General features: G+C 44.8%; 25 protein-coding genes. All 25 read left to right on the plus strand.

The window, feature by feature from the left end:
- The first annotated feature begins 29 nt into the window (after positions 1-29).
- The gene (gene topA, locus MHI06_RS11150) at positions 30-2,129 is read left to right on the plus strand and encodes a type I DNA topoisomerase (RefSeq protein WP_340401498.1); all 2,100 of its coding nucleotides are present in this window, start codon (positions 30-32) and stop codon (positions 2,127-2,129) included.
- 21 nt (positions 2,130-2,150) lie between these two features.
- Positions 2,151-3,488 carry an FADH(2)-oxidizing methylenetetrahydrofolate--tRNA-(uracil(54)-C(5))-methyltransferase TrmFO gene (gene trmFO / locus MHI06_RS11155; protein WP_076208908.1) on the plus strand — a complete coding sequence of 446 codons (1,338 nt, stop codon included), beginning with the start codon at positions 2,151-2,153 and terminating at the stop codon, positions 3,486-3,488.
- A 26-nt stretch (positions 3,489-3,514) separates the two neighbouring features.
- On the plus strand, positions 3,515-4,057 hold the full coding sequence (hslV, locus tag MHI06_RS11160; protein WP_062833786.1) for an ATP-dependent protease subunit HslV: 543 nt from the start codon (positions 3,515-3,517) through the stop codon (positions 4,055-4,057).
- 116 nt (positions 4,058-4,173) lie between these two features.
- Positions 4,174-5,574 (plus strand): ATP-dependent protease ATPase subunit HslU, encoded by a 1,401-nt coding sequence (hslU, locus tag MHI06_RS11165; RefSeq protein ID WP_062833787.1) that lies wholly within the window; start codon positions 4,174-4,176, stop codon positions 5,572-5,574.
- Positions 5,575-6,556: 982 nt separating this feature from the next.
- On the plus strand, positions 6,557-6,964 hold the full coding sequence (flgB, locus tag MHI06_RS11170; protein WP_340401499.1) for a flagellar basal body rod protein FlgB: 408 nt from the start codon (positions 6,557-6,559) through the stop codon (positions 6,962-6,964).
- Between the two features lie 6 nt (positions 6,965-6,970).
- On the plus strand, positions 6,971-7,420 hold the full coding sequence (gene flgC, locus MHI06_RS11175; protein ID WP_076330664.1) for a flagellar basal body rod protein FlgC: 450 nt from the start codon (positions 6,971-6,973) through the stop codon (positions 7,418-7,420).
- A 58-nt stretch (positions 7,421-7,478) separates the two neighbouring features.
- Positions 7,479-7,790: a flagellar hook-basal body complex protein FliE gene (fliE, locus tag MHI06_RS11180; protein ID WP_340401500.1), complete on the plus strand. Its 312-nt coding sequence runs from the start codon at positions 7,479-7,481 to the stop codon at positions 7,788-7,790.
- A 136-nt stretch (positions 7,791-7,926) separates the two neighbouring features.
- Entirely contained in the window at positions 7,927-9,510 is a 1,584-nt protein-coding gene (fliF, locus tag MHI06_RS11185; protein WP_169478490.1) for a flagellar basal-body MS-ring/collar protein FliF, read from the plus strand.
- An 11-nt stretch (positions 9,511-9,521) separates the two neighbouring features.
- Complete coding sequence (gene fliG, locus MHI06_RS11190) at positions 9,522-10,538, plus strand: flagellar motor switch protein FliG (protein WP_169478489.1); 1,017 nt, start codon at positions 9,522-9,524, stop codon at positions 10,536-10,538.
- On the plus strand, positions 10,531-11,394 hold the full coding sequence (locus MHI06_RS11195; RefSeq protein ID WP_340401501.1) for a FliH/SctL family protein: 864 nt from the start codon (positions 10,531-10,533) through the stop codon (positions 11,392-11,394). The genes fliG and MHI06_RS11195 overlap by 8 nt, the downstream gene beginning before the upstream one ends.
- A complete protein-coding gene (gene fliI / locus MHI06_RS11200) occupies positions 11,381-12,700 on the plus strand; it encodes a flagellar protein export ATPase FliI (protein ID WP_036609365.1) in 1,320 nt (439 codons plus the stop codon). The genes MHI06_RS11195 and fliI overlap by 14 nt, the downstream gene beginning before the upstream one ends.
- A gap of 11 nt (positions 12,701-12,711) precedes the next feature.
- Entirely contained in the window at positions 12,712-13,164 is a 453-nt protein-coding gene (gene fliJ / locus MHI06_RS11205; RefSeq protein WP_169478487.1) for a flagellar export protein FliJ, read from the plus strand.
- A 43-nt stretch (positions 13,165-13,207) separates the two neighbouring features.
- Complete coding sequence (locus tag MHI06_RS11210) at positions 13,208-14,149, plus strand: DUF4088 family protein (RefSeq protein ID WP_340401502.1); 942 nt, start codon at positions 13,208-13,210, stop codon at positions 14,147-14,149.
- Positions 14,150-14,189: 40 nt separating this feature from the next.
- Positions 14,190-15,578: a flagellar hook-length control protein FliK gene (locus MHI06_RS11215; protein ID WP_340401503.1), complete on the plus strand. Its 1,389-nt coding sequence runs from the start codon at positions 14,190-14,192 to the stop codon at positions 15,576-15,578.
- A gap of 19 nt (positions 15,579-15,597) precedes the next feature.
- On the plus strand, positions 15,598-16,155 hold the full coding sequence (locus tag MHI06_RS11220) for a flagellar hook capping FlgD N-terminal domain-containing protein (protein WP_169478484.1): 558 nt from the start codon (positions 15,598-15,600) through the stop codon (positions 16,153-16,155).
- Positions 16,152-16,535 carry a TIGR02530 family flagellar biosynthesis protein gene (locus MHI06_RS11225; RefSeq protein ID WP_169478483.1) on the plus strand — a complete coding sequence of 128 codons (384 nt, stop codon included), beginning with the start codon at positions 16,152-16,154 and terminating at the stop codon, positions 16,533-16,535. Before MHI06_RS11220 ends, MHI06_RS11225 begins: the two co-directional genes overlap by 4 nt.
- Before the next feature lie 81 nt (positions 16,536-16,616).
- Positions 16,617-17,432, plus strand: coding sequence for a flagellar basal body rod protein FlgG (gene flgG, locus MHI06_RS11230; protein WP_340401504.1), 816 nt, complete (start codon positions 16,617-16,619; stop codon positions 17,430-17,432).
- Between the two features lie 67 nt (positions 17,433-17,499).
- Positions 17,500-17,721 carry a flagellar FlbD family protein gene (locus tag MHI06_RS11235; RefSeq protein ID WP_169478481.1) on the plus strand — a complete coding sequence of 74 codons (222 nt, stop codon included), beginning with the start codon at positions 17,500-17,502 and terminating at the stop codon, positions 17,719-17,721.
- Positions 17,721-18,182, plus strand: coding sequence for a flagellar basal body-associated FliL family protein (locus tag MHI06_RS11240; protein ID WP_062833798.1), 462 nt, complete (start codon positions 17,721-17,723; stop codon positions 18,180-18,182). Before MHI06_RS11235 ends, MHI06_RS11240 begins: the two co-directional genes overlap by 1 nt.
- 40 nt (positions 18,183-18,222) lie before the next feature.
- Positions 18,223-19,221: a flagellar motor switch protein FliM gene (gene fliM / locus MHI06_RS11245; protein ID WP_340401505.1), complete on the plus strand. Its 999-nt coding sequence runs from the start codon at positions 18,223-18,225 to the stop codon at positions 19,219-19,221.
- Entirely contained in the window at positions 19,211-20,485 is a 1,275-nt protein-coding gene (gene fliY / locus MHI06_RS11250) for a flagellar motor switch phosphatase FliY (RefSeq protein WP_340401506.1), read from the plus strand. The genes fliM and fliY overlap by 11 nt, the downstream gene beginning before the upstream one ends.
- Positions 20,486-20,513: 28 nt before the next feature.
- On the plus strand, positions 20,514-20,879 hold the full coding sequence (locus MHI06_RS11255) for a response regulator (protein WP_017689175.1): 366 nt from the start codon (positions 20,514-20,516) through the stop codon (positions 20,877-20,879).
- A gap of 11 nt (positions 20,880-20,890) precedes the next feature.
- Entirely contained in the window at positions 20,891-21,427 is a 537-nt protein-coding gene (locus MHI06_RS11260; protein ID WP_340402094.1) for a flagellar biosynthetic protein FliO, read from the plus strand.
- Positions 21,424-22,179 carry a flagellar type III secretion system pore protein FliP gene (fliP, locus tag MHI06_RS11265; RefSeq protein WP_340401507.1) on the plus strand — a complete coding sequence of 252 codons (756 nt, stop codon included), beginning with the start codon at positions 21,424-21,426 and terminating at the stop codon, positions 22,177-22,179. The genes MHI06_RS11260 and fliP overlap by 4 nt, the downstream gene beginning before the upstream one ends.
- 25 nt (positions 22,180-22,204) lie before the next feature.
- The gene (gene fliQ, locus MHI06_RS11270) at positions 22,205-22,474 is read left to right on the plus strand and encodes a flagellar biosynthesis protein FliQ (RefSeq protein WP_169478477.1); all 270 of its coding nucleotides are present in this window, start codon (positions 22,205-22,207) and stop codon (positions 22,472-22,474) included.
- Positions 22,475-22,478 lie beyond the last annotated feature (4 nt).

The raw sequence follows: 22,478 nt of genomic DNA on the forward strand, positions 1-22,478 counted from the left end.
AGTTTCATGACTGAGAGGAGGATGAACCTATGGCGGATGCACTCGTAATCGTGGAGTCGCCCTCAAAGGCGAAGACGATAGGCAAATATTTAGGCAGCAAGTTCATCGTGAAAGCTTCGATGGGACATGTTCGCGATTTGCCAAAGAGTCAGATCGGCGTTGAGGTAGAGAATGATTTTAATCCGAAATATATTACGATCCGCGGCAAAGGTTCAATTTTGAAAGAACTGAAGGATGCACGGAAGAAAGTGAAAAAAGTGTATCTCGCAGCTGACCCGGATCGCGAAGGTGAGGCTATCGCATGGCATTTGGCCCATGCCCTTGAACTGGACGATACGGCAGATTGCCGGGTTGTATTTAATGAAATTACAAAACAGGCGGTCAAAGATGCGTTCAAAACGCCGCGGAAAATCAATATGGATTTGGTTAACGCGCAGCAGGCAAGACGTATTCTGGATCGGCTCGTTGGATATAAAATTAGTCCATTATTATGGAAAAAAGTTAAAAAAGGTTTGTCCGCAGGCCGGGTTCAGTCCGTGGCTGTTAAAATCATTTTAGATCGTGAAAATGAAATCGATGATTTTGAGCCGGAAGAATACTGGAGCATTACCGCCAAACTGACAGCAGACGGCAATCCGTTTGAAGCCAAGTTTCATAAACTGAACGGGGCCAAAACAGAGCTGGGTAGTGAAGCGGAAGTGCAAGCCATTCTGAAACAGATCGAAGGTGCAGACTTTACGATCAAGGAAGTCAAAGAGAAGGAACGGAGTCGGAACCCTTCCGCGCCGTTTACCACGAGTTCTTTGCAACAGGAAGCAGCGCGTAAATTGAATTTCAGAGCTTCCAAGACGATGTCGGTCGCCCAACAACTATATGAAGGTGTAGACCTTGGAAAAGAAGGCACAGTAGGTCTCATCACGTATATGCGTACGGACTCCACACGTATTGCGGCATCTGCACAAGAAGAAGCCAAAGAATACATCGTTGGGAAGTACGGGGAGCCATTTGCACCAGAAACTCCACGGAATTATTCCAAAAAAGCAGCTAATGCTCAGGATGCGCATGAAGCGATTCGTCCAACTTCAATTTTACGTGATCCGGATTCAATCAAGTCATTCATGAGTCGTGATCAGTTCCGGTTGTATAAATTGGTTTGGGAACGTTTTGTAGCGAGCCAGATGTCTTCGGCTATCCTGGATACACTCTCTGTAGATATTGCTGCGGGGGACACGATTTTCCGTGCAGCAGGTTCGAAGGTTCGATTCCAGGGTTTCATGAAGGTATATGTTGAAGGAAACGACGATGGTACCACCGAAGAAGATCGTCTGCTGCCTCCGCTGAAAAGTGGAGATGTGCTTGAGAAGCAGGAGATTGAGCCAAAACAGCATTTTACACAACCGCCGCCACGATATACGGAGGCAAGGTTGGTTAAGACGCTTGAGGAATTGGGTATAGGGCGTCCGAGTACATATGCGCCAACACTGGAGACCATTCAGAAGCGTGGATATGTTGCGATAGAGGAAAAGAAATTCATGCCGACCGAGTTGGGTGAACTGGTCATCGAACAGATGGAAGAGTTTTTCCCAGAAATCCTGAATGTAGAGTTTACCGCAAACATGGAAGGTGATCTTGACCATGTGGAGGAAGGTTCCGAGGATTGGGTTAAAGTACTCGCAGAATTCTACGAATCTTTCGAGAAACGGCTTGAGTATGCGGAAGAAGAGATGAAAGAAATCGAGATCGAAGACGAAGTGTCGGATGAGATCTGTGAGAAGTGCGGCAAACCGCTTGTTTATAAACTCGGACGTTTTGGCAAGTTTCTTGCTTGCTCTGGCTTCCCTGATTGCCGGAATACCAAACCGATTATCAAGGATATTGGCGTAACTTGTCCGAAGTGTAAGGAAGGCCATGTTGTTGAGCGTCGTAGTAAAAAGGGACGTATTTTCTACGGTTGTGACAAGTATCCTGAATGTGATTTTGTCTCATGGGACAGACCTTCAGCCAAACCATGTCCAAGTTGTGGATCGCTAATGATTGAAAAGCGGAACAAAAAGGGAGCCCGATTGCAGTGTACATCATGTGATCATCAGGAGCCGGTGGATGAACCGGATGACGAATCAGCGGATTAGTATATATGGGGGTAAATGATTTTGACGAATGAACAACAAGTAACCGTTATTGGTGCCGGGCTGGCAGGAACAGAAGCTGCCTGGCAGATCGCAAGCCGCGGCGTACGCGTGAAATTATACGAGATGAGACCTGTGGTGAAAACGCCAGCTCATCATACAGATAAATTTGCAGAACTGGTGTGCAGTAACTCGCTGCGTGCCAATGGATTGACGAATGCAGTTGGTGTGTTAAAAGAAGAAATGAGAATGCTCAATTCTCTCGTATTGTCTGCGGCAGACAAGCACGCCGTTCCAGCAGGTGGAGCACTTGCTGTGGACCGGGACGGCTTCTCAGGTGAGATTACTTCTACGCTGCACCAGCATCCGCTCATCGAAGTGGTGAATGAAGAACTAACTTCCTTGCCGGAAGATGGCATCGTTGTTGTTGCAACGGGTCCATTGACTTCACCGGCATTGTCTGAGCAAATTAAGGCACTTATGGGTGAAGAATATTTCTACTTCTATGATGCAGCAGCACCGATCATTGAAAAAGATTCAATTGATATGAACAAGGTGTATCTAGCCTCCCGTTATGATAAGGGTGAAGCAGCATATCTGAACTGTCCGATGACGGAAGAAGAGTTTGATGTCTTCTATGAAGCTCTCATTACTGCTGAGGTTGCTCAATTGAAAGAGTTTGAGAAAGAAATCTACTTTGAAGGCTGCATGCCAATCGAAGTGATGATGAAACGTGGAAAACAGACGGCTCTGTTTGGTCCTATGAAACCAGTAGGTCTGGTTAACCCGCATACAGGAGAGTTGCCACATGCGGTTGTTCAGCTTAGACAGGACAATGCTGCGGGAACGTTGTATAACCTGGTAGGCTTCCAGACGCATCTGAAATGGGGAGAACAAAAACGTGTCTTTTCCCTCATACCTGGACTTGAAAATGCAGAGTTCGTACGTTATGGCGTAATGCACCGCAATACATTTATTAATTCTCCTAAACTGCTTCTTCCGACGTATCAGTTTAAAGAGCGTCCAAACCTGTTCTTTGCAGGTCAGATGACAGGTGTAGAAGGATATGTGGAATCTGCTGCATCAGGGCTTATTGCCGGCATGAACGCAGCCAAAGCAGCTCTTGGACAGGAACTGGTAGTATTACCGGTAGAAACAACACTTGGCAGTATGGCTCAGTATATTACAACAGCTGACTTCAAACACTTCCAGCCAATGAATGCAAACTTTGGTTTGTTGCCGAAGCTGGAAACGAAAATCCGTAACAAAAAGGAAAAAAATGAAGCTCTTGCACAGCGTGCCCTGGATGGTATCACCAGTTTTGCTGAGGCAGAAGGTCTAACCGTTCCGGAACGCGTATAAATTATTCGTGGGAGGAGGCTGATATCATGGATATGTCATTTCATGCTACAACGATCTGTGCTGTTCGTCATAATGGTAAAGCAGCAATCGCTGGTGATGGTCAGGTGACCATGGGCCAAAGCGTTGTGATGAAGAATACAGCCAAGAAGGTAAGACGATTGTACCGCGGACAGGTTGTTGCCGGGTTTGCCGGTTCTGTGGCGGATGCCATCACCCTCTTTGAGAAGTTCGAAGGCAAGCTGGAGGAGCACCATGGTAACCTGCAGCGTGCTGCCGTAGAGCTTGCCAAGGATTGGCGTCAGGATCGAATCTTGCGTAAGCTTGAGGCATTGTTGATTGTAATGGACAAAACAGGTATGCTGCTGATTTCAGGCGGCGGCGAAATTATTGAGCCCGATGATGACGTTATTGCTATCGGATCAGGTGGGAACTTTGCCTTATCTGCAGCGCGTGCATTGAAACGTCATGCTGTGAACCTGGAAGCGAAGGACATTGCGCGCGAATCGCTTCAGATTGCCTCGGAGCTTTGTGTGTATACGAACAGCAATATTATTGTAGAAGAGTTATAAGTCAAAGAAATCTCCCGTAGTGGAGCATGATTCTGTAATCTGCTCCAGGACGTCTAGGGGATTCTTTGTCCTTATTACGTAAGATAAATTCAGCATACTGGTAGGAGGGAAGCAATATGAATACTCAAGCGCTAACACCGAGACAGATTGTTGCAGAGCTTGACAAGTATATTGTAGGTCAAAAGAAAGCCAAAAAATCGGTAGCGGTAGCCCTTCGTAATCGTTATCGGCGTAGCCTTTTACCTGAGCATACTCAGGACGACATTGTACCTAAAAATATCCTGATGATTGGACCTACCGGTGTGGGTAAAACGGAAATCGCCCGTCGACTTGCTAAACTGGTGGGTGCGCCATTTGTAAAAGTGGAAGCTACCAAGTTCACCGAAGTGGGTTACGTTGGCCGTGATGTTGAATCAATGGTGCGTGATCTGATTGAAACATCACTGCGGATGGTGAAGCTGGAACGAACTGAAAAAGTGAAGGACAAAGCTGAAGAAGCTGCCAATGAACGAATTGTACATATTCTGGCTCCCTCACAGTCCAAGTCCAAGAATCAACGCAATCCTTTTGAGATGATCTTTGGCAATAATGGTAACAACGTTCAGGAACAGGATGAACCAGAACCGGATACAGGAGTTGCGGAGCGTCGACGCAAGATCAAATTTGATCTGTTGTCCGGCAAGTTGGAGGATGACATCATTGAGATCGATGTGGAAGATACCGCACCTAACATGATGGACATGTTTGCTGGTCAGGGTAATGATCAGATGGGCATGAATATGCAGGAGATGTTTGGCAGCTTGTTACCTCGTCGTACGAAAAAACGTAAGCTCGCCATTAAAGAAGCGCGCAAAGTGTTGATTCAAGAAGAAGCCGGCAAATTGATTGATATGGATGATGTTACCCAGGAGTCCATTCGCCGGGCAGAGCAGACAGGTATCATTTTCATTGATGAAATCGACAAGGTCGCGAGTCAAGGACGCGGTAGCGGTCCGGATGTATCCCGTGAGGGTGTTCAACGGGACATTCTGCCTATCGTCGAAGGTTCAACGGTAATGACGAAGTATGGCCCTGTCAAAACGGATTATATTCTGTTTATGGCAGCTGGCGCATTCCACGTCGCTAAACCTTCTGATCTGATTCCCGAGCTTCAGGGACGCTTCCCTATTCGTGTGGAACTGAGCAGTCTTACACTGGAGGAGTTTGTATCCATTCTGACTGAGCCGCAAAATGCATTGACCAAGCAGTATGTTGATCTACTGCGCACCGAAAATATTGAGATTGAGTTCTCGGATGATGCCATTCGTGAGATTGCCAAATTGGCTGAATCCGTCAATCAAAATACAGAAAATATAGGTGCCCGCCGCTTGCATACAATCTTGGAAAAGCTTTTGGAGGATTTATCCTTTGAAGCACCTGAGCTTACGCTGGAACGCATGGTGATTACTCCGGAGTATGTACGTGAGAAATTGAATGATATTGCACTTGATCGTGATTTAAGTCAGTATATCCTGTAACATAGGTTTAGTAATGTTTTTGTTTAATTAATTGTATCAATGAACGGCATGCACTGGAAATTAGAGAGCACTTACGAGATCGACGAAGGTCATCATTCCTTAATCGAATCGCAAATGTCATCTTTTCAGAGGCATGTCGTTTATTTTTGCTTATATCTACAGAATTATGATGCTGTAACCGATAAAAGATGTGAGGTTGTTATACGGATCGACAAAACCTAGGACTTGTGCCGCATGTATACCAAGTTAAACCCTATCGGAGTGGTGGTTATTCCTCGTTTTTATATCCAGTGATTCCCATTACAAGAAGTTTTCTTATTCCAAGTCTGGTCATCGGTTTAGTTTACAGAATGGTAAATGTTGCGTAAATGCGCAAAAATAGAAATTGTAGAAAAGTTTGAAGCAAGCAATTGTTTTCTAGACATTAAATTATAATGACCCTGCTTAATTGTTAAGAAAGTGTTGGGCAGGAAAGGCGTGAAATCTTAATTCGTGGAGGATAACTTGTCAATTGATTAATATACAGCTTCGTATGTATACCTACCATATAGTCTCTAAACCCTTATTGTAACGGTAAAAAATTCTAACATAATCGAGTATGAAATATTAGGAATTCTACATAATTACGGGCGTTATACAGTCATGTGGAGACGCTAAAGGTTTTTTTTATTTAAAAAATGTTTAAGAAGAATCAGGGAGAGTATTAACAGACTTTTGATTTGGGACTGATCATTTACGAAAAAATTCATAATTTGCAGAAAATACACAAAAAGGCCCGTCTTTCAGAAAAGATAGGGCTTTTTTCTTATTGTAATATATCCCAAACTCGAAGAAACTTATGTTATACGACAACATCAGTGTTAATTCTACTTAAGTCCTAGAAAACCGTGTAAAAGCGAATGTTTTTGTCGAAAAAACATAAGAATTTTCAAGGGGAAAGATTCAATCTTTTTCCATAACTTCTAAAGAGAGGAGGGAGATTGTGAATCTTTTAAACGATATTAGCTTTAAAAGATTGCAAGGTGCACTCGATGCATCCAACATCAGACAACGAACGATTGCTGACAACATCGCGAATGCCGATACCCCGTATTTCAAGCGCTCGAACGTTTCTTTTGAAGAAATGTTGCAGGGGCAAATGAATGGAGATATGCCTGTTCTTAAAGGTAAAGTAACTGATGCAAGGCATTTTGTCATAGGTCCTTCCTCTTCCGTACCAACGCCAGTAGTTAATATGGACCAGTCCACGTCCATGAATAACAACGAAAACAATGTCGATATAGACAGAGAAATGAGTCTTCTGGCGGAGAATCAGTTGCGTTACAACGCTTATATCCAGCAAGTGAACGAACAAATTAAAATCATGCGTGTTAGCGTGGAAGGGAGATAACCTAAATTGAACATTAGTAATAGTTTTAGTATCAGTGCATCAGCGCTGACGGCTCAACGCTTGCGGATGGACGTTATATCTTCCAACATTGCGAACGCAGAGACGACGCGCGCGAGCGTATCCAATGGTGAGGCGGTTCCTTACAAACGCAAAATGGTGGTGCTTGAACCGAATAAAACGTCTTTTGGTACCATGCTACAAAATCAGATGCGAGGCAACGGTTCAGGAGATGGCGTCAGGGTCACTGAGATTCGCGAAGATCAGTCACCATTGAAACCTGTCTACGATCCTTCTCATCCAGATGCCAACGCAGAGGGATATGTATTTATGCCTAACGTGGATATTGCGAAAGAAATGGTCGACATGATCTCAGCTTCGCGTTCCTATGAGGCAAACGTAACAGCATTGAATTCAACTAAAGCGATGATTTCTAAGGCTTTAGAGATTGGAAGATAATCTGCTTTGAAATAAAAACAATAAATATATAAACCAGTCATGAAGGGGAGGGACATTAATGATTCAGAACAACATGTTTAGCACTCAGGGGATACAGCCGCTACAGATGAAGAGCGCAACCGAAAGCAAGCCTTCTACACCAGCCGAAACCATTCAGAGCTTCGGTACATACTTACAGAACGCATTAGGGTCCGTCGCTGCACAGGAGACTCAATCGCATGAGATGGCGAATCAATTTTTGGTCGGAAACGCGAACGTGGATCAAGTGATGATTGCTTCTGAACAGGCCTTGTTAAGCCTACAACTCACAACTCAAGTCCGAAACAAAGTGGTCGAAGCATACCAGGAAATTATGCGAACGCAATTATAAAATAATCTACTTGCGCTCAGGCAATAGCGCTGATCATTACAACAAGCAGCTGCGATGCTGCTCCTGATCGTCGACCTATCGAACGGCTAGGGTTGCGTAAGGACAGACTAAGCAAAGTTTCGGATGGGGTGACAGAGTGAATGAGAGAATCGCCCAGTACAGGGACAAGGGGTCCCAGTATTGGAATAGTTTCAGCAAAAAGCAAAAAGTATTATTTATATCCACCTTCCTATTTCTGATTTTGGCTGCAGTTGTTCTCACGATGCAATTGTCCAAGACCGAATATGAAGTTGCGTTCACAGATTTGAATGCAAGTGATTCAGCAGGTGTTATCAGTTATCTCGATTCATCTAGTATTCCATATAAATTAAGTTCAGATGGCAAGACGATATCCGTGCCAAGCACGAGTGTTGCGATTGCAAAAGTGAATGTCGGATCTCAAGGGATTATTCAGAATGGTTCGCTGGGATACAAGTCATTCGAGGAATCATCATCCCCTATCGGGATGACGGATAAAGAGTTTGATGTAAAGTACAACAATGCGTTAAACGGAGAAGTCGAACAGTTGCTTCAGCGGATGCAAGGGATACAAGATGCTAAAGTGCTGGTCAATATGCCGAAAGATAATATCTTTGCTGGTTTAGAAGAACGGGATAAAGCGTCAGCATCGGTAGCTCTCCAATTTAAACCGGGTTATCACCCAAATCAGGCAGCGGTAGATGGATACTTTAACTTGGTTAAGACCGCAATTCCTAATCTACCTATTGAGAACATCACGATTACCAATACGGATGAAGCAGAACTGATTCCAACTGCCCGAGGTGGTAGTGGCGGGTTGTCTTCTGAAGTTCAAGAAAATATGGCATTGCAGAAGAAATTTGAAAACGATGTTCGTAATAATGTGAAGCAATTTCTTTCTCAAATTGTAGGCGAAGACAAGGTTAATGTTTTGGTAGCCTCCAAGCTTAATTTTGACAAAGAAACACGTAAAGAAAATATCGTCACACCCGTTGATGTAGAGAACATGAAAGGCATCGAGATCAGTGTGCAGGAGATTCAGAAGAGTTACACTGGGGCAAGCAACCCGACAGGTGGTGTTGCTGGTACAGGGCAAGAGGAGGTTCCAGGTTATCCATCAGCTGATGGAGCAGGGAATTCCACATCTGAAGAGTCATCAAGCACCATAAACTACGATGTTAATCGCATAGCCAAGGATATTATTTCCAGTCCTTATACTGTAAAAGATTTAACCATTAACGTTGCAGTTGAACCACCAGATGGGGAAACAGAAATTCAGGGACCGGTTCAAGATGCAATTGAGAACATTTTGGTTAACATTGTTCGCGCTTCATTGGCAGACTCAGGTACTGAAATAAGTGACGCGGATCTGACAAAGAAAGTTTCAGTCATGTCACAAGGTTTCCAGACTGCATCGGCAGCAAATACAGGCTTCCAGTTGTCTTCGACCATGATGTGGGGTGGAGGCGCACTCATAGCGGCATTGATCGCAGCGGTTGTGATTTTGCTAGTACGCCGTCGCCGCAAACAAAACGAAGTAGAAGAAGAAGAGATTCCTCTTCCAATAGCAACAGAGTTCCCGTCCATTACGCTGGACAGTGTAACGAACGAAAGTCAGGTGCGCAAACAATTGGAAAGTTTGGCCAAGAAAAAGCCAGACGAATTCGTCAATTTGTTGCGTACATGGCTGGCTGACGAATAGAGGTGAACGCATTGGCAAAGGCAAGCAGTCAAGGTTTGAGTGGCAGACAAAAAGCAGCAATATTGTTGATTACATTAGGTCCGGAAGTATCGGCACAGATATTCAAACATCTGCGTGATGAGGAGATCGAGCAACTCACGCTGGAGATTGCTAACGTTCGCAAAGTTGATTCTTCCGAGAAGGACATGATCATGGCGGAGTTTCACCAGATCTGTCTGGCACAGGAATATATCTCTCAGGGCGGTATCAATTATGCGAGAGAGATCCTGGAGAAAGCTTTGGGTTCTTCCAAAGCACTTGAAGTTATTAATCGTTTGACGGCTACGTTACAGGTCAGACCGTTTGACTTTGCACGCAAAGCGGATCCAAATCAAATTTTGAACTTTATTCAGAATGAAAGTCCGCAAACGATCGCGCTGGTTCTGTCTTATCTCCAGTTCGAACAGGCTGCAGCGATTCTGTCATCTTTGCCACAAGAGAAGCAGGCAGATGTCGCTCGCCGCGTGGCAGTTATGGACAGTACTTCGCCAGAAGTTATCTCTCAAGTGGAGCGGGTTCTGGAACAGAAGCTATCTTCTACCGTGACGCAGGATTACACAAATGCGGGTGGTATCGAATCGATCGTTCAGATTCTAAATGGAGTCGATCGTGGTACAGAGCGTACCATTTTGGACTCGCTCGAAATTCAGGATCCAGAGCTTGCTGAGGAAATCAAAAAACGCATGTTTGTATTCGAAGATATCGTCAATGTGGATGATCGTTCGATTCAGCGTATTATTCGCGATATTGATAACGCAGATCTGCAACTCGCACTCAAAGTGGCAAGCGAAGAAGTTCGGGATGCCGTGTTCCGGAACATGTCGAAACGGATGTCCGAGACATTCAAAGAAGAGATGGAGTTCATGGGACCTGTGCGGTTGCGTGATGTTGAGGAAGCTCAAACACGCATCGTAGGAACGATACGCAGATTGGAAGAAGCCGGTGAGATCATTATCGCACGCGGTGGAGGAGATGATATCATTGTCTAATTTGATTAAATCTTTCCAGTATGTACCTGTTGATGACCGCAAAAGACTTGAAAATCATAATCATTATGGTGGTACTGAGGAGTCTGAAACGGAATTAAATGGTGAAAGTGCTGAAGGTTCTGAAGCAGAAACGCTTCAAGCACGCGTGGACGAAGAAACACAACGTCTTACCGCAGAGATGCTGGAAGATGCCAAGGAGTTTGCAGAAAAGCAAGTACGTGAAGCTTCAGAAGAAGCAGAGCGCATGCTTCAAGAAGCCCGTGAACAGATCGATACCTGGTGGCAGGAACAAAGACAACAGGATGAACATTTGACCGAAGCACTTCGTTCACAAGGTTTCCAACAGGGTTTTGAAGAAGGCAAAGTACAGGCTGAACTGGATCTCCAGGTGATGATCGAAAAGATGATGAAGGAAGCTCAGGAAGTGCTTCAGGAAGCTTATGTAGCAAAAGATCAGATTATTCAGGAAGCCGAACCATTTCTTGTTGATCTCGCTTGCGGGATTGCTGAGAAAGTCATTGATAAACAACTTACCATTGAACCCGATCACACGTTGGAACTGATTCGTCAGAGTTTGTCACGTAAACGGGAACAGGGCTTGATCACACTGTGTGTGGCTCCTGATCAATTTACATTTGTACAGGCAGCTCGTGAAGAATTGTCTCTATCCATCGACTCTCAGGCAGAATTACAGATTTTGCCTGATTCGACGGTCAAAGATAAAGGATGTGTTATCCGTTCTTCGTTCGGAAGTGTGGATGCGAGAATTGACACACAGCTTGCTGAGATTAAAAAAGAACTGGTCCGCATAGCACTTGAGGATGAGGAGCGAAAAAATCAACATGAAGGTTCTTAGTTCACAGCGATATATGGAACATTTGCGGCAATTTGATCCCGTGCGCATTAACGGTAAGGTTACTCAGGTCATTGGTCTTATGGTCGAGTCCGAAGGGCCAGATGCAAGTATCGGTGACGTATGTTACATCTACCCTGGTAAGTCGGCCAAGCCTCTCCAGGCTGAAGTCGTTGGGTTTCGAGATAACAAAGTGCTGCTTATGCCACTAGGTGAACTGCAATCTATCGGTCCTGGTTGTGATGTAGTCGGTACGGGGAAGCCGCTCGGCGTTCAGGTAGGCTCTGAATTACTCGGTAAAGTCTTGGACGGACTTGGACAACCGCTAGATGGTTCGCTCCTTCCATCCAGAATGCCGATGTACTCTACATCCAATACACCGGTCAATCCAATGGATCGTCCGCGTGTACTTGAAACTATGGGTGTTGGTGTAAGAGCGATCGACGGATTGTTGACCGTAGGTAAGGGACAGCGTGTAGGTATTTTTGCCGGCTCAGGTGTTGGTAAGAGTACATTGATGGGCATGATCGCTCGTAATACAGCGGCGGATGTCAATGTCATTGCGCTTGTAGGTGAGCGTGGACGTGAGGTTCGCGACTTTATTGAACGGGATCTGGGTCCGGAAGGATTGGAACGCTCCGTAGTCATTGTTGCAACATCAGATCAGCCTGCCCTGATTCGGATCAAGGGAGCGGTTATTGCAACCACTATTGCAGAGTATTTCCGGGACCGTGGAATGAATGTGATGCTGATGATGGACTCGGTTACCCGATATGCGATGGCTCAAAGGGAAGTTGGTTTAGCTGTAGGTGAACCTCCGGCAATGAGAGGATATACTCCATCGGTATTTGCGAGTTTGCCCAAATTGCTTGAACGTGCGGGTACAGGGCCTACAGGCTCGATTACTGCTTTTTACACCGTTCTGGTTGACGGGGATGACATGAACGAACCGATCGCCGATGCGGTAAGGGGTATACTGGATGGCCACATTGTGTTAAACCGATCCATTGCGAATAAAGGTCATTTTCCTGCGATCGATGTGTTGGCCAGCATAAGTCGTGTCATGAAGGATATTGCCCCGGAAGAGCAGTTGGAAGCCGTCAATAATATGAAACGTTTGATGGCTGTCTATAAAGAATCAGAAGATTTGATCAATATTGGAGCTTACCAGCGGGGATCAAATGCAGCCATAGATGAATCGATAGACCAGATTGATAGCATATGGAACTTTACAAAGCAGAAAGTCGATGAGAAAGTCACCTTAAGTGAAGTGCAGGAACGTTTGATTCTTGAATTTGCAAGGAGATGAATGGGTAAACGATGAAATTTCGATATCATTTCCAGAAAGTTGTTGACCTAAAGAGTAATGAGAAAACACAGGCAGAGTGGATGTTATCCACAGCGATCGGTAAACTTCAGACGGAGGAAGAGCATCTGATACAACTTCTGAACGATAGAAGTAACCTGGTGGGGATTATCCAATCTGCTACGGAAAATACAGCGTCTGTAAACAGTCTGCAGGAGATGCAGCGTTATGTACATCACCTTGACGAGTGCATTTCACGCAAAAACAGTGATGTTAAACATGCTCAGGTCAATGTGCAACGGAATCAGACCTTTCTAAACGGTAAGATGATTGACGAAAAAGTATGGGTTGGAGCAAGGGACAAGGCGAAAATCAAATTTCAGCAGGAGATGCTCCTTCGGGAACAGAACGATCTGGACGAGATGGCTACTGTACGCTTCGCTGCCAAAGCCGGACGCGCGAATTGATGTGAGCCGGACGCGAAGTTGTCTCGTGAAGGAGGAATGAACGATGGCTGTTAAAGACGATAGCGACATGGAAAAAGAGTCGGGAGGCGGTTGGGAAAAATTTCTCATGATCTCAATCCCGATTGTATTCACGGTAGTATTGCTCGGCGTATTGCTTACGCTTTTTAATGTAGATATTCGTAACAATTTATTTGAATTTGCCAACAAGATTCCGGTAGTTAAGGAATGGGTACCTGATCCTGTGCTGGATCCTGAGAAAAAGAAGCTGGAGAAGAGCGAGCAGCAGGTTGAAAGTGCTGAAGCGACAATCGAAAAGCTGAAGTCCCAAGTAACTGCCAAAGAAACAGAGCTCAAGGCAGCACAAGAAGCGACAACAACTGAAGCGAAGAAAGCGACGGACCTTCAGAAGAAGTTGGATGATGCAGAAAAAGCTGCTGAAACCGCTACGGCGGCAACGCCGGAAACGGAATCGGATTATCAAAAGCAAATAAAAGATTTAGCTAAAATGTATGCGGATATGAGCCCGAGCAAAGCTGCACCGATTTTGCAAAACATGACGAATGAGGAAATGGTACTGTTGTTGAATGCCATGCAATCATCTGCTCGGACTAAGGTGCTTGAAAAGATGGACCCGAAAACAGCCGCCGATGTCACCATGATGATGAAGGATGCCAAACCGTCCGGAGATCTTGCACTGGATGCACTGCAGTCCAGATTGAAGAAAGAAACCGAAGCAACATCCACTGCAGCAACAACGACGAGCAAAAACTTGGATAAAAACCAGCTGAGTCAAACATTTGCTTCGATGTCTGCTTCAAGTGGTGCCAAGCTTCTATTGGAAACATACAAGTTAAGTCCTGATAAAACATTGACGATCCTGAATTCAGTGGACGATGCGACACGCTCTCAATTGCTTGAAAACATGTCTTCTGAGGATTCGGTGGAAACTGCAAAGATTTTGAACAGATTAATGGGCAACAGGTAGATCTGATTAGACTGATGGAACCGAGAGGAGGTGAAAATAAATGTCGATCGTATACCAAATGACATCTACAGCATCTGCAAAAGCCGCAGGAACTGGTCAGACGACTGGAGCACAATCAAAAGGTTCAACTGCAGGTGCTGGCGGTGAATTTTTGCAAACTCTTGCACAGTCACTATCCGGAGGATCTACAGAAGGTGATAGTTCAAGCGCTACAGGAAGCTTAACAGCAAATCCACTGGTGTTTTCCTTTGCCCCAAGTGAAGAGGGGGAAGAGACCTCAATCGCGGATATACTGAATTCGTTGTTCACGGACTTGGATTCTCTTGACGAAGCTTTGGAAAATGACCCATCTCTACTTGCAGGCTTACAGACTCTGATTCAACAGATGTATACACAACTAAATGATGCTTCTGGTACTAACACAGAAGGTTCCGATGAGTCTTCTGATGGAGCTGGAAGTGCCAATACAGTACCTGTAATTGAACTCTCGCAGCATCCGGCAGCGGTACGTTTTGTTTTGCAGGATATGCTTACACAATTAGTAGCTGCAATGAATGAACCAGAGAGTACTGTTGCGAAGAACGCTCCCGAATTTAAGTATTTGCTACAATCTCTGCAGAGTCAGCTTCAAGAGGCTGGAGTGGATACCACTAGCAACAAAGGGTGGACTGAACTGAAATCCATACTGGATACATTGACTGCAGTTAAGGATCAGGCAGTACAAGTCGCTCCAGTCACTTCACTTCAAACGTCCAAACAGGATTCAGTCGTACCACAAGTTCTTGTTGCGGCAGCCGCAAATGCTGGAATTCAGGTGAAAGGTGACACGGAGGCGACATCTGCTGCAAATGCAGGTTCAGAAGTGGATCACTCAACTATCATTACTGCAGGAGAATTATCCTTGCGTACATCAGGTACAACAGCAGGAAAACCGGCTGAACCTGTCATGCAAACATCACAATTTGCCAAAGAAATGACACAGTTTGTTGTCAGCAAGCTGGATATTGTACAGCAAAAAGGATTTTCTGAGGCAACCATCTCACTTCGTCCTGAGCATCTAGGGAAACTGGATGTACAAATTACTTTGCAGAACGGGCAATTGGTTGCAAGGTTCATGACAGAGCATACGATGGCCAAAGACATGCTTGAACAACAAATGATGCAGCTCCGTTCTTCACTTCAAGCTCAGGGGATTCAAGTAGAACGACTTGAGGTTACGCAGAACAGTTCAATCGGATCACAGATGTATCAGGATGGAGGACGTCAGCCGGGAAGTAACTCTCAGCAACAGCGTCGTTCGCGTGAGCGTGAGGAACAATCGGATGATGCTATAGCTACAGCAGGCATTCAAGAAGAATTGCGTAATTGGCGTAGCGAGCAAGTCGAAGGAAATGAATTGCAAAGAGATACGTTTAGTGCAAAGGCTTAAATAGAAATGAGGTGAGCAAATGGCTAATGAAATTGTTTCAACCAATAATACCTGGCCGAACTATTCGGCAGCTAATAAAGCAACCACAAGTGCTGCAACAAAAGAATTGGGGAAAGATCAGTTTCTAAAAATCCTGATTACCCAGCTGCAGAACCAAGATCCGATGCAGCCGATGGAGGATAAGGAATTTATCGCTCAAATGGCACAGTTCAGCTCAGTGGAACAACTGGTCAATATTTCGACTCAACTCAAAACGTTGAATCAGTCACTTGGTGCGGTATCCGGCATGATTGGCATGGAGGTAAGTTGGCTTTCTTCTAATAAAGCGGACAACGGAACTCTTCGACAGGGTATTGTGGATTCCATCATTGTAAGAGATAGCGTTCAATACGCGAAAGTGGGCAATGACGAGATTAAGCTGGATGAGATTATTCAGGTGAATTATCCAAAACAGGCAGAAGAGAATCAAACTCCGGTAGATAACGTTCAGAATGTAACCACTGAATCGAACGAGAGCCAGGAAGCTGAATCAGCTGCTGAAACGGGTGATCCAGAAGATAGCGGTAAAACGATATGAGTGATCGCATAACGGTTGGACAATTATATGCAGGCCCGATTACTCCGAATATGCTTCAAAGACCCAAAACGGGAGAAGGCTCAGCTATACCCGAAAAGCCTTTTGCTAAGGTCCTGGAAGATAATCTTCTAAAATTGAGTAATCATGCTGCCAAGCGATTGGAACAGCGTGGTATTGAACTCAAAACGGAGCAAATGGAACAGATTGGTTCTGCTTTGGACAAAGCTGCTGCCAAGGGAGCCAAAGAGTCATTGATTTTGATGCAGGATATGGCTTTTATCGTCAATGTCAAAAATCGTACAGTGGTTACAGCTATGGATAGTGAGAGCATGAAGGATAATGTCTTCACTCAGATTGATAGTGCCGTAATCATTTCTTAACCGGTTGGCCCTTCTCGGGAGCCGGAATGCCGCTGACCGACTGATGCGGTAACCAAATGAAGACTGGGAGGATTTTTTAAAATGATAAAATCAATGTACTCAGGCGTTTCCGGGATGCGGGGTTTTCAAACAAAACTCGACGTAATTGGTAACAATATTGCGAACGTGAACACGGTTGGCTTCAAAGGCAGTCGAGTTATGTTCAAGGATATTATGAGCCAAACTACGGCAGGGGTAACTGCCCCTGGCGATGCAACTGGTGGTGTCAATGCGAAACAAATTGGTCTTGGTGTAACCGTAGGTTCAATTGATACGCTGCATCTGGCGGGAAGTCCAATGACAACGAATAATCCAACAGATCTTCGTATTAATGGAGATGGATTCTTTCTTGTACGTTTGAGTGAAGATCAAGAAGTACCCTACCTGACTCGTGCGGGGGATTTTCATGTGGATGCTGCTCGTAACCTTTTGACATCGGATGGATTGTTTGTTCTGGATAACGGTGGTGGAAATATTACTATTCCAGATGACGTCGTTTCCTTCACTATTGGCCAGGATGGAACGATTAACCAGACGATGGCAGACGGAACCATCGAAGCGGGTCCACAGATTGGGATAGGTAAAGTTGTCAATCCGGAGGGCCTTGAGAAAATTGGAGGCAATTTGTACCGTATGACAGCGAACGCGAATCCGGATGGGGCGCTTGAACCATTGACAGCGAACAGTGCTGAGGACGGAACAGGAGCAATCATTGCTGGACAGCTCGAAATGTCTAATGTGGATTTGACTGGAGAGTTTACTGAGATGATCGTAGCTCAGCGTGGATTCCAGGCAAACTCACGGATCATTACAACGTCTGATGAAATACTTCAGGAAGTTGTTAACCTGAAACGTTAATAGCTGATTGGTGATTTTTAAAATGTGGAGGAGCTTGCTCCTCCCACTCTGATCGAGGGGGCTTAGCATGATTTCGGTTACGCGGTTAAATGGTTCTCCCATGTGGTTAAATGCGCTGATGGTTGAGATTGTGGAAGAAACGCCGGACACGTATGTTACTCTGGTAACTGGAAAGAGACTGATTGTGCTTGAGAAGGCCGATGAAGTTATTTCCAAAATTAAAGATTACAACCGTGAAATCGGGGTTCAGGCAGCCACTATCAAAGTGCAGCAAACGGAGGAATCCTGATGAAAAAGATGATGCCCTGGCTTGCAACAATGTTGCTGGCAATAACACTCATTGTGGTGGTTGTGTTTGTATTTATGCAAGGACAGAATGGGACTAAGAATGACACACATACTGCTGCGGCTTCTGAAGCTAAGAAGATGACTGCGGATGAGATTGTAGAAGTTTCCTCAGAGCTTGGAGAAATTAAAACCAACTTGGCTGATACAGATCATGTTGTAGTCGTCAGCTTCTCATTCAAGTTGTCAGACAAAACAGCGAAAGAAGATTTCGAGAAAATTAAAGAAATTACAGTGAAGCCCATTATCATTCAGACGTTTGCGGATACCAAGTCTGAGGAGCTGGCTACAGCGAAGGGCCGAGTACAATTTAATGAGAGATTAACTGGACTCATTAATGAAGCTTTACCTGAAGGTAAGTTGAGCAGCACTAGTTTTTCAGCTTTTGTGATGGCGCCAATGTAAATGAACAGAACACGCTGTAGACCTGTAAGGGGGTGAGAACATGGTGGATGTATTATCACAAAATGAGATTGATGCCCTATTAGCAGCCCTTTCTTCTGGCGAAATGGACGCAGAAGAATTGAAGAAGGAAGATACTCAGAAGAAAATTAGATCGTACGATTTTAAGCGGGCAGTGCGTTTTTCCAAAGACCATATTCGAAGCTTGACTCGTATTCACGAAAACTTTGCACGCTTTCTCACCACTTATTTTTCAGCCCAACTGCGGACGTTCGTTCAAATCAATGTCGTTCAGGTCGAACAGTTGCCTTATGATGAGTTTATCCGTTCTATTCCTAAGATGACGATATTGAACATTTTTGAAGCGGAGCCACTACAGGGACGAATGGTAATGGAAGTTCATCCGAACGTGGGATATGCGATGTTGGATCGCCTGCTTGGTGGAACCGGAAGTGCTCCGACCAAGATCGCATCGATGACGGAGATTGAGACGACCATCATGGAACGAATATTCAGTCGTGCATTTGAAAGTTTGCAAGAAGCATGGAAGACCGTGTTGGATATTACCCCAAGGATGGAAGCGCTCGAGACCAATCCGCAATTTATGCAGATTGTATCTCCCAATGAGACCATTGCTCTGATCTCACTCAGTACCAAAATTGGTGACACGACAGGCATGATCAATCTGTGTATTCCGCATGTCGTTCTTGAACCTATTATGTCACGGTTGTCAACTCATCAGTGGTTTGTTTCAGAGAAGAAAACGAGAGCTCCAGAAGAATATGAAGCTCTAAGAGAACGTGTGAACAAAGCCAAATTACCCATCGTTGCAGAATTGGGAGAATCCAAAATTTCAATTGCAGAATTTTTGGGTCTGTCTGTTGGGGATGTCATTACGTTAAACAAACCAGTTGATGAGGGACTTTCCATTAAAGTGGGTGACAAACTGAAATACATGGGCAGTCCGGGAACAATCAAGGACCGTGTGGCTGTGCAAATAGACGAGATTGTCACCGAAGGAGTTGAAGAATTTGACGAGTAAGGATTATTTATCCCAAGAAGAAATCGATGCTTTGCTCAGGCAATCCGAATCAATAAACAACTCGGAACCTGCTGAGAAGACGGTTGATGATTATTTGACCGAGCTGGAGCAGGACGCCTTGGGGGAGATTGGTAACATTACATTTGGTAGCGCGGCAACAGCTTTGTCCACGCTGTTGGGCCTAAAAGTAGATATTACAACACCTAAGGTTTCCATCATTAGTCGAACGCAGTTTGAAGAAGCTTTTCCAAAGCCACATGTTGCCGTTCATGTGAATTACGTGGATGGATTCGAAGGCATTAACTCACTCGTCATTAAGAAGAGAGATGCTCAAGTCATCGCTGATTTGATGTTGGGTGGCGAAGGAAATCCGGCTGATGAAGAACTGAATGAAATCCATATTAGTGCCGTACAGGAAGCGATGAATCAGATGATGGGTTCCTCTGCAACCTCAATGTCAACGATCTTCAACCGTTTTGTGAATATTTCTCCTCCTGGGATCGATATTCTCAATTTGGAGAGTGGTGAGGGTGTTAGTAATCTTCCTGAAGATGAGACCCTGATTCAAGTTTCATTTCGTCTATTAATAGGGGATCTGATCGATTCCAATCTGATGCAGTTGCTTCCAGTACATTTTGCCAAAAACATGGTAGAGATGCTGATTGGAGGCGCTCAGGAGTCAACTGCAAGCGAACCAGCAGCACTGACACCTGAACCAGCACCAGCAGCTGTAGCAGCAACGCCACCACCGGTTGCGGAGCAACCACCCGTTCAGCACCAGCAGCCTCCACAGGCTCCACAACAGCCTGCTCAGGACTATAACGGATACGGACAGGCTCCAATGGGTATGCCGCAAGGGATGCCGCCACAGCAGCCGTATGGCATGCCGCCGCAGCAACCTTATGGTGCACCTCAACATTATGGTGGAATGCCAAATAGGAATGTTAACGTACAGCCAGTTCAATTCGCCAATTTGCAAAATGGGGCGTATGGTCAGGTTGACGAAAACAATTTGAATTTATTGATGGACATTCCCCTTAAAGTCACCGTAGAATTAGGAAGGACCCAGAAGCAAATTAAAGATATTTTGGAACTGTCACAGGGTTCGATTGTCGAACTGGATAAGTTAGCCGGTGAACCTGTCGATATTTTGGTGAATAACAAACTGATCGCCAAGGGAGAAGTTGTCGTTATTGACGAAAACTTTGGTGTTCGTGTTATAGATATCGTTAGCCAATGGGACCGAATTCAGAAATTACAATAAGCACAATTTAGGGAGGACTTGAATCAAGATGGCAAACCGAATTTTAGTCGTAGACGACGCTGCATTTATGAGAATGATGATCCGGGACATTTTGTCCAAAAATGGATATGAGGTTGTTGGTGAGGCACAAGATGGCTCACAAGCAATTGAGAAATTTAAAGAGCTTCGTCCGGATCTGATCACAATGGATATTACGATGCCTGAGATGGACGGCATTGCAGCTTTGAAAGAAATCAAGAAGATTGATGCTAACGCAAAAGTGATTATGTGCTCTGCGATGGGTCAACAAGCGATGGTAATCGACGCTATTCAAGCAGGTGCCAAAGACTTTATCGTTAAACCTTTCCAATCTGACCGGGTTATCGAAGCTATTAGCAAGACACTGGGCGTTTAAGAGACATGATGATGGCTCAGGGTGATATTCCAGGAGGAGCTGGCGTAGGAAGCAATTATTATTTACAGCTTGTATGGGTGATTGTTGTCCTGGCCGTCATCCTGGTCCTTATCGTTTATCTGATCCGTTTTTTAAACAAACGGAATCAGCAAATGTTCCGGCACGGCACAATTCGTACCCTTGGCGGGGTCGGACTGGGACAAAACAAGTCGTTGCAAATTATGGAAATTGGTGGAAGTGTATATCTGCTTGGTGTAGGTGAAGATATCCAGTTGATAGATAAGGTTTCGGATTTGGAAGAGGCGCAAAGGATCATTGATTCATTCGAACGAGATGCCGCTGCACAACAAGGGAATCTCTCGCCTCTCATTGCCAAGCTCACAAAACGCTTCCGTAAAGATGAACCGCCGCGGGAAATGGAACTGGAGGACACAACTTCTTTTCACGAAATGTTTGAATCCAAACTTCGGCAGATGCCTAACCGTAAAGAGAAGATGGAGAAGTTCCTGGATAAAGACAATACTACAGATCGGTCGAGGGATTCATGAAGAAAAAGATTTGGTTAGCGTGTTGTTTGATGGGACTTATCAGTCTGGCATCTGTCACGGTTGCCTTTGCCGAACCGATTCCGAATATTGATATTCAAATCGGAAACGGTGACGGAGGGACACCAAGCACGAGTTCACTGTCCATTATTCTATTAATTACGGTGCTTAGCATTGCACCAGCAATGCTTGTACTGATGACCAGTTTTACTCGAATTGTGATTGTGCTCGGTTTTGTACGTACATCGTTGGGCACACAACAAATGCCACCCAATCAGGTGCTGGTTGGTTTGGCGCTGTTTCTGACACTTTTCATTATGTCGCCTACGTTGTCTTCCATAAATCAGGTAGCGCTTCAGCCCTATCTCCAGGGAGATCTTACGCAAACCGAGGCACTTGAAAAAGCAGCGGATCCCATCAAGAAATTTATGTTTTCTCACACCAGAGAAAAAGATCTGTTGCTGTTTATGAAATACAATCAGACTGAACAGCCAAATACCTACCAGGATATTCCGATTACTGTTATGGTGCCGGCATATGTAATCAGTGAGTTGAAGACAGCGTTCCAGATGGGGTTTATGATTTTCATTCCGTTTCTGGTTATAGATATTGTTGTCGCGAGTACACTCATGGCAATGGGGATGATGATGCTTCCGCCAGTCATGATCTCATTACCTTTCAAAATACTGCTCTTTGTCCTTGTGGACGGGTGGTATCTGGTAGTCAAGTCACTGTTGCTGAGTTTTAATACTTGAGCCGTAAGGTTAAAGGAGGACGGTCATGACTTCGGAATTTATTATCGGTCTGGCCGGGAAAGCGGTATACACGTCATTGCTGGCCAGCGCACCCATGCTTATACTTGCTCTGGTTGTAGGACTTGCAATCAGTATTTTCCAAGCGACAACTCAGATTCAGGAACAAACATTGGCTTTTGTACCCAAAATTATTGCTGTACTTCTGGCAATACTTGTGTTCGGACCTTGGATCTTGAACATATTGCTTGATTTCACGTATAACATTCTCGACAATCTCTACAGATACATAGGGTAGGCTT

This window comes from Paenibacillus sp. FSL H8-0079, assembly GCF_037991315.1.
Taxonomy (GTDB): domain Bacteria; phylum Bacillota; class Bacilli; order Paenibacillales; family Paenibacillaceae; genus Paenibacillus.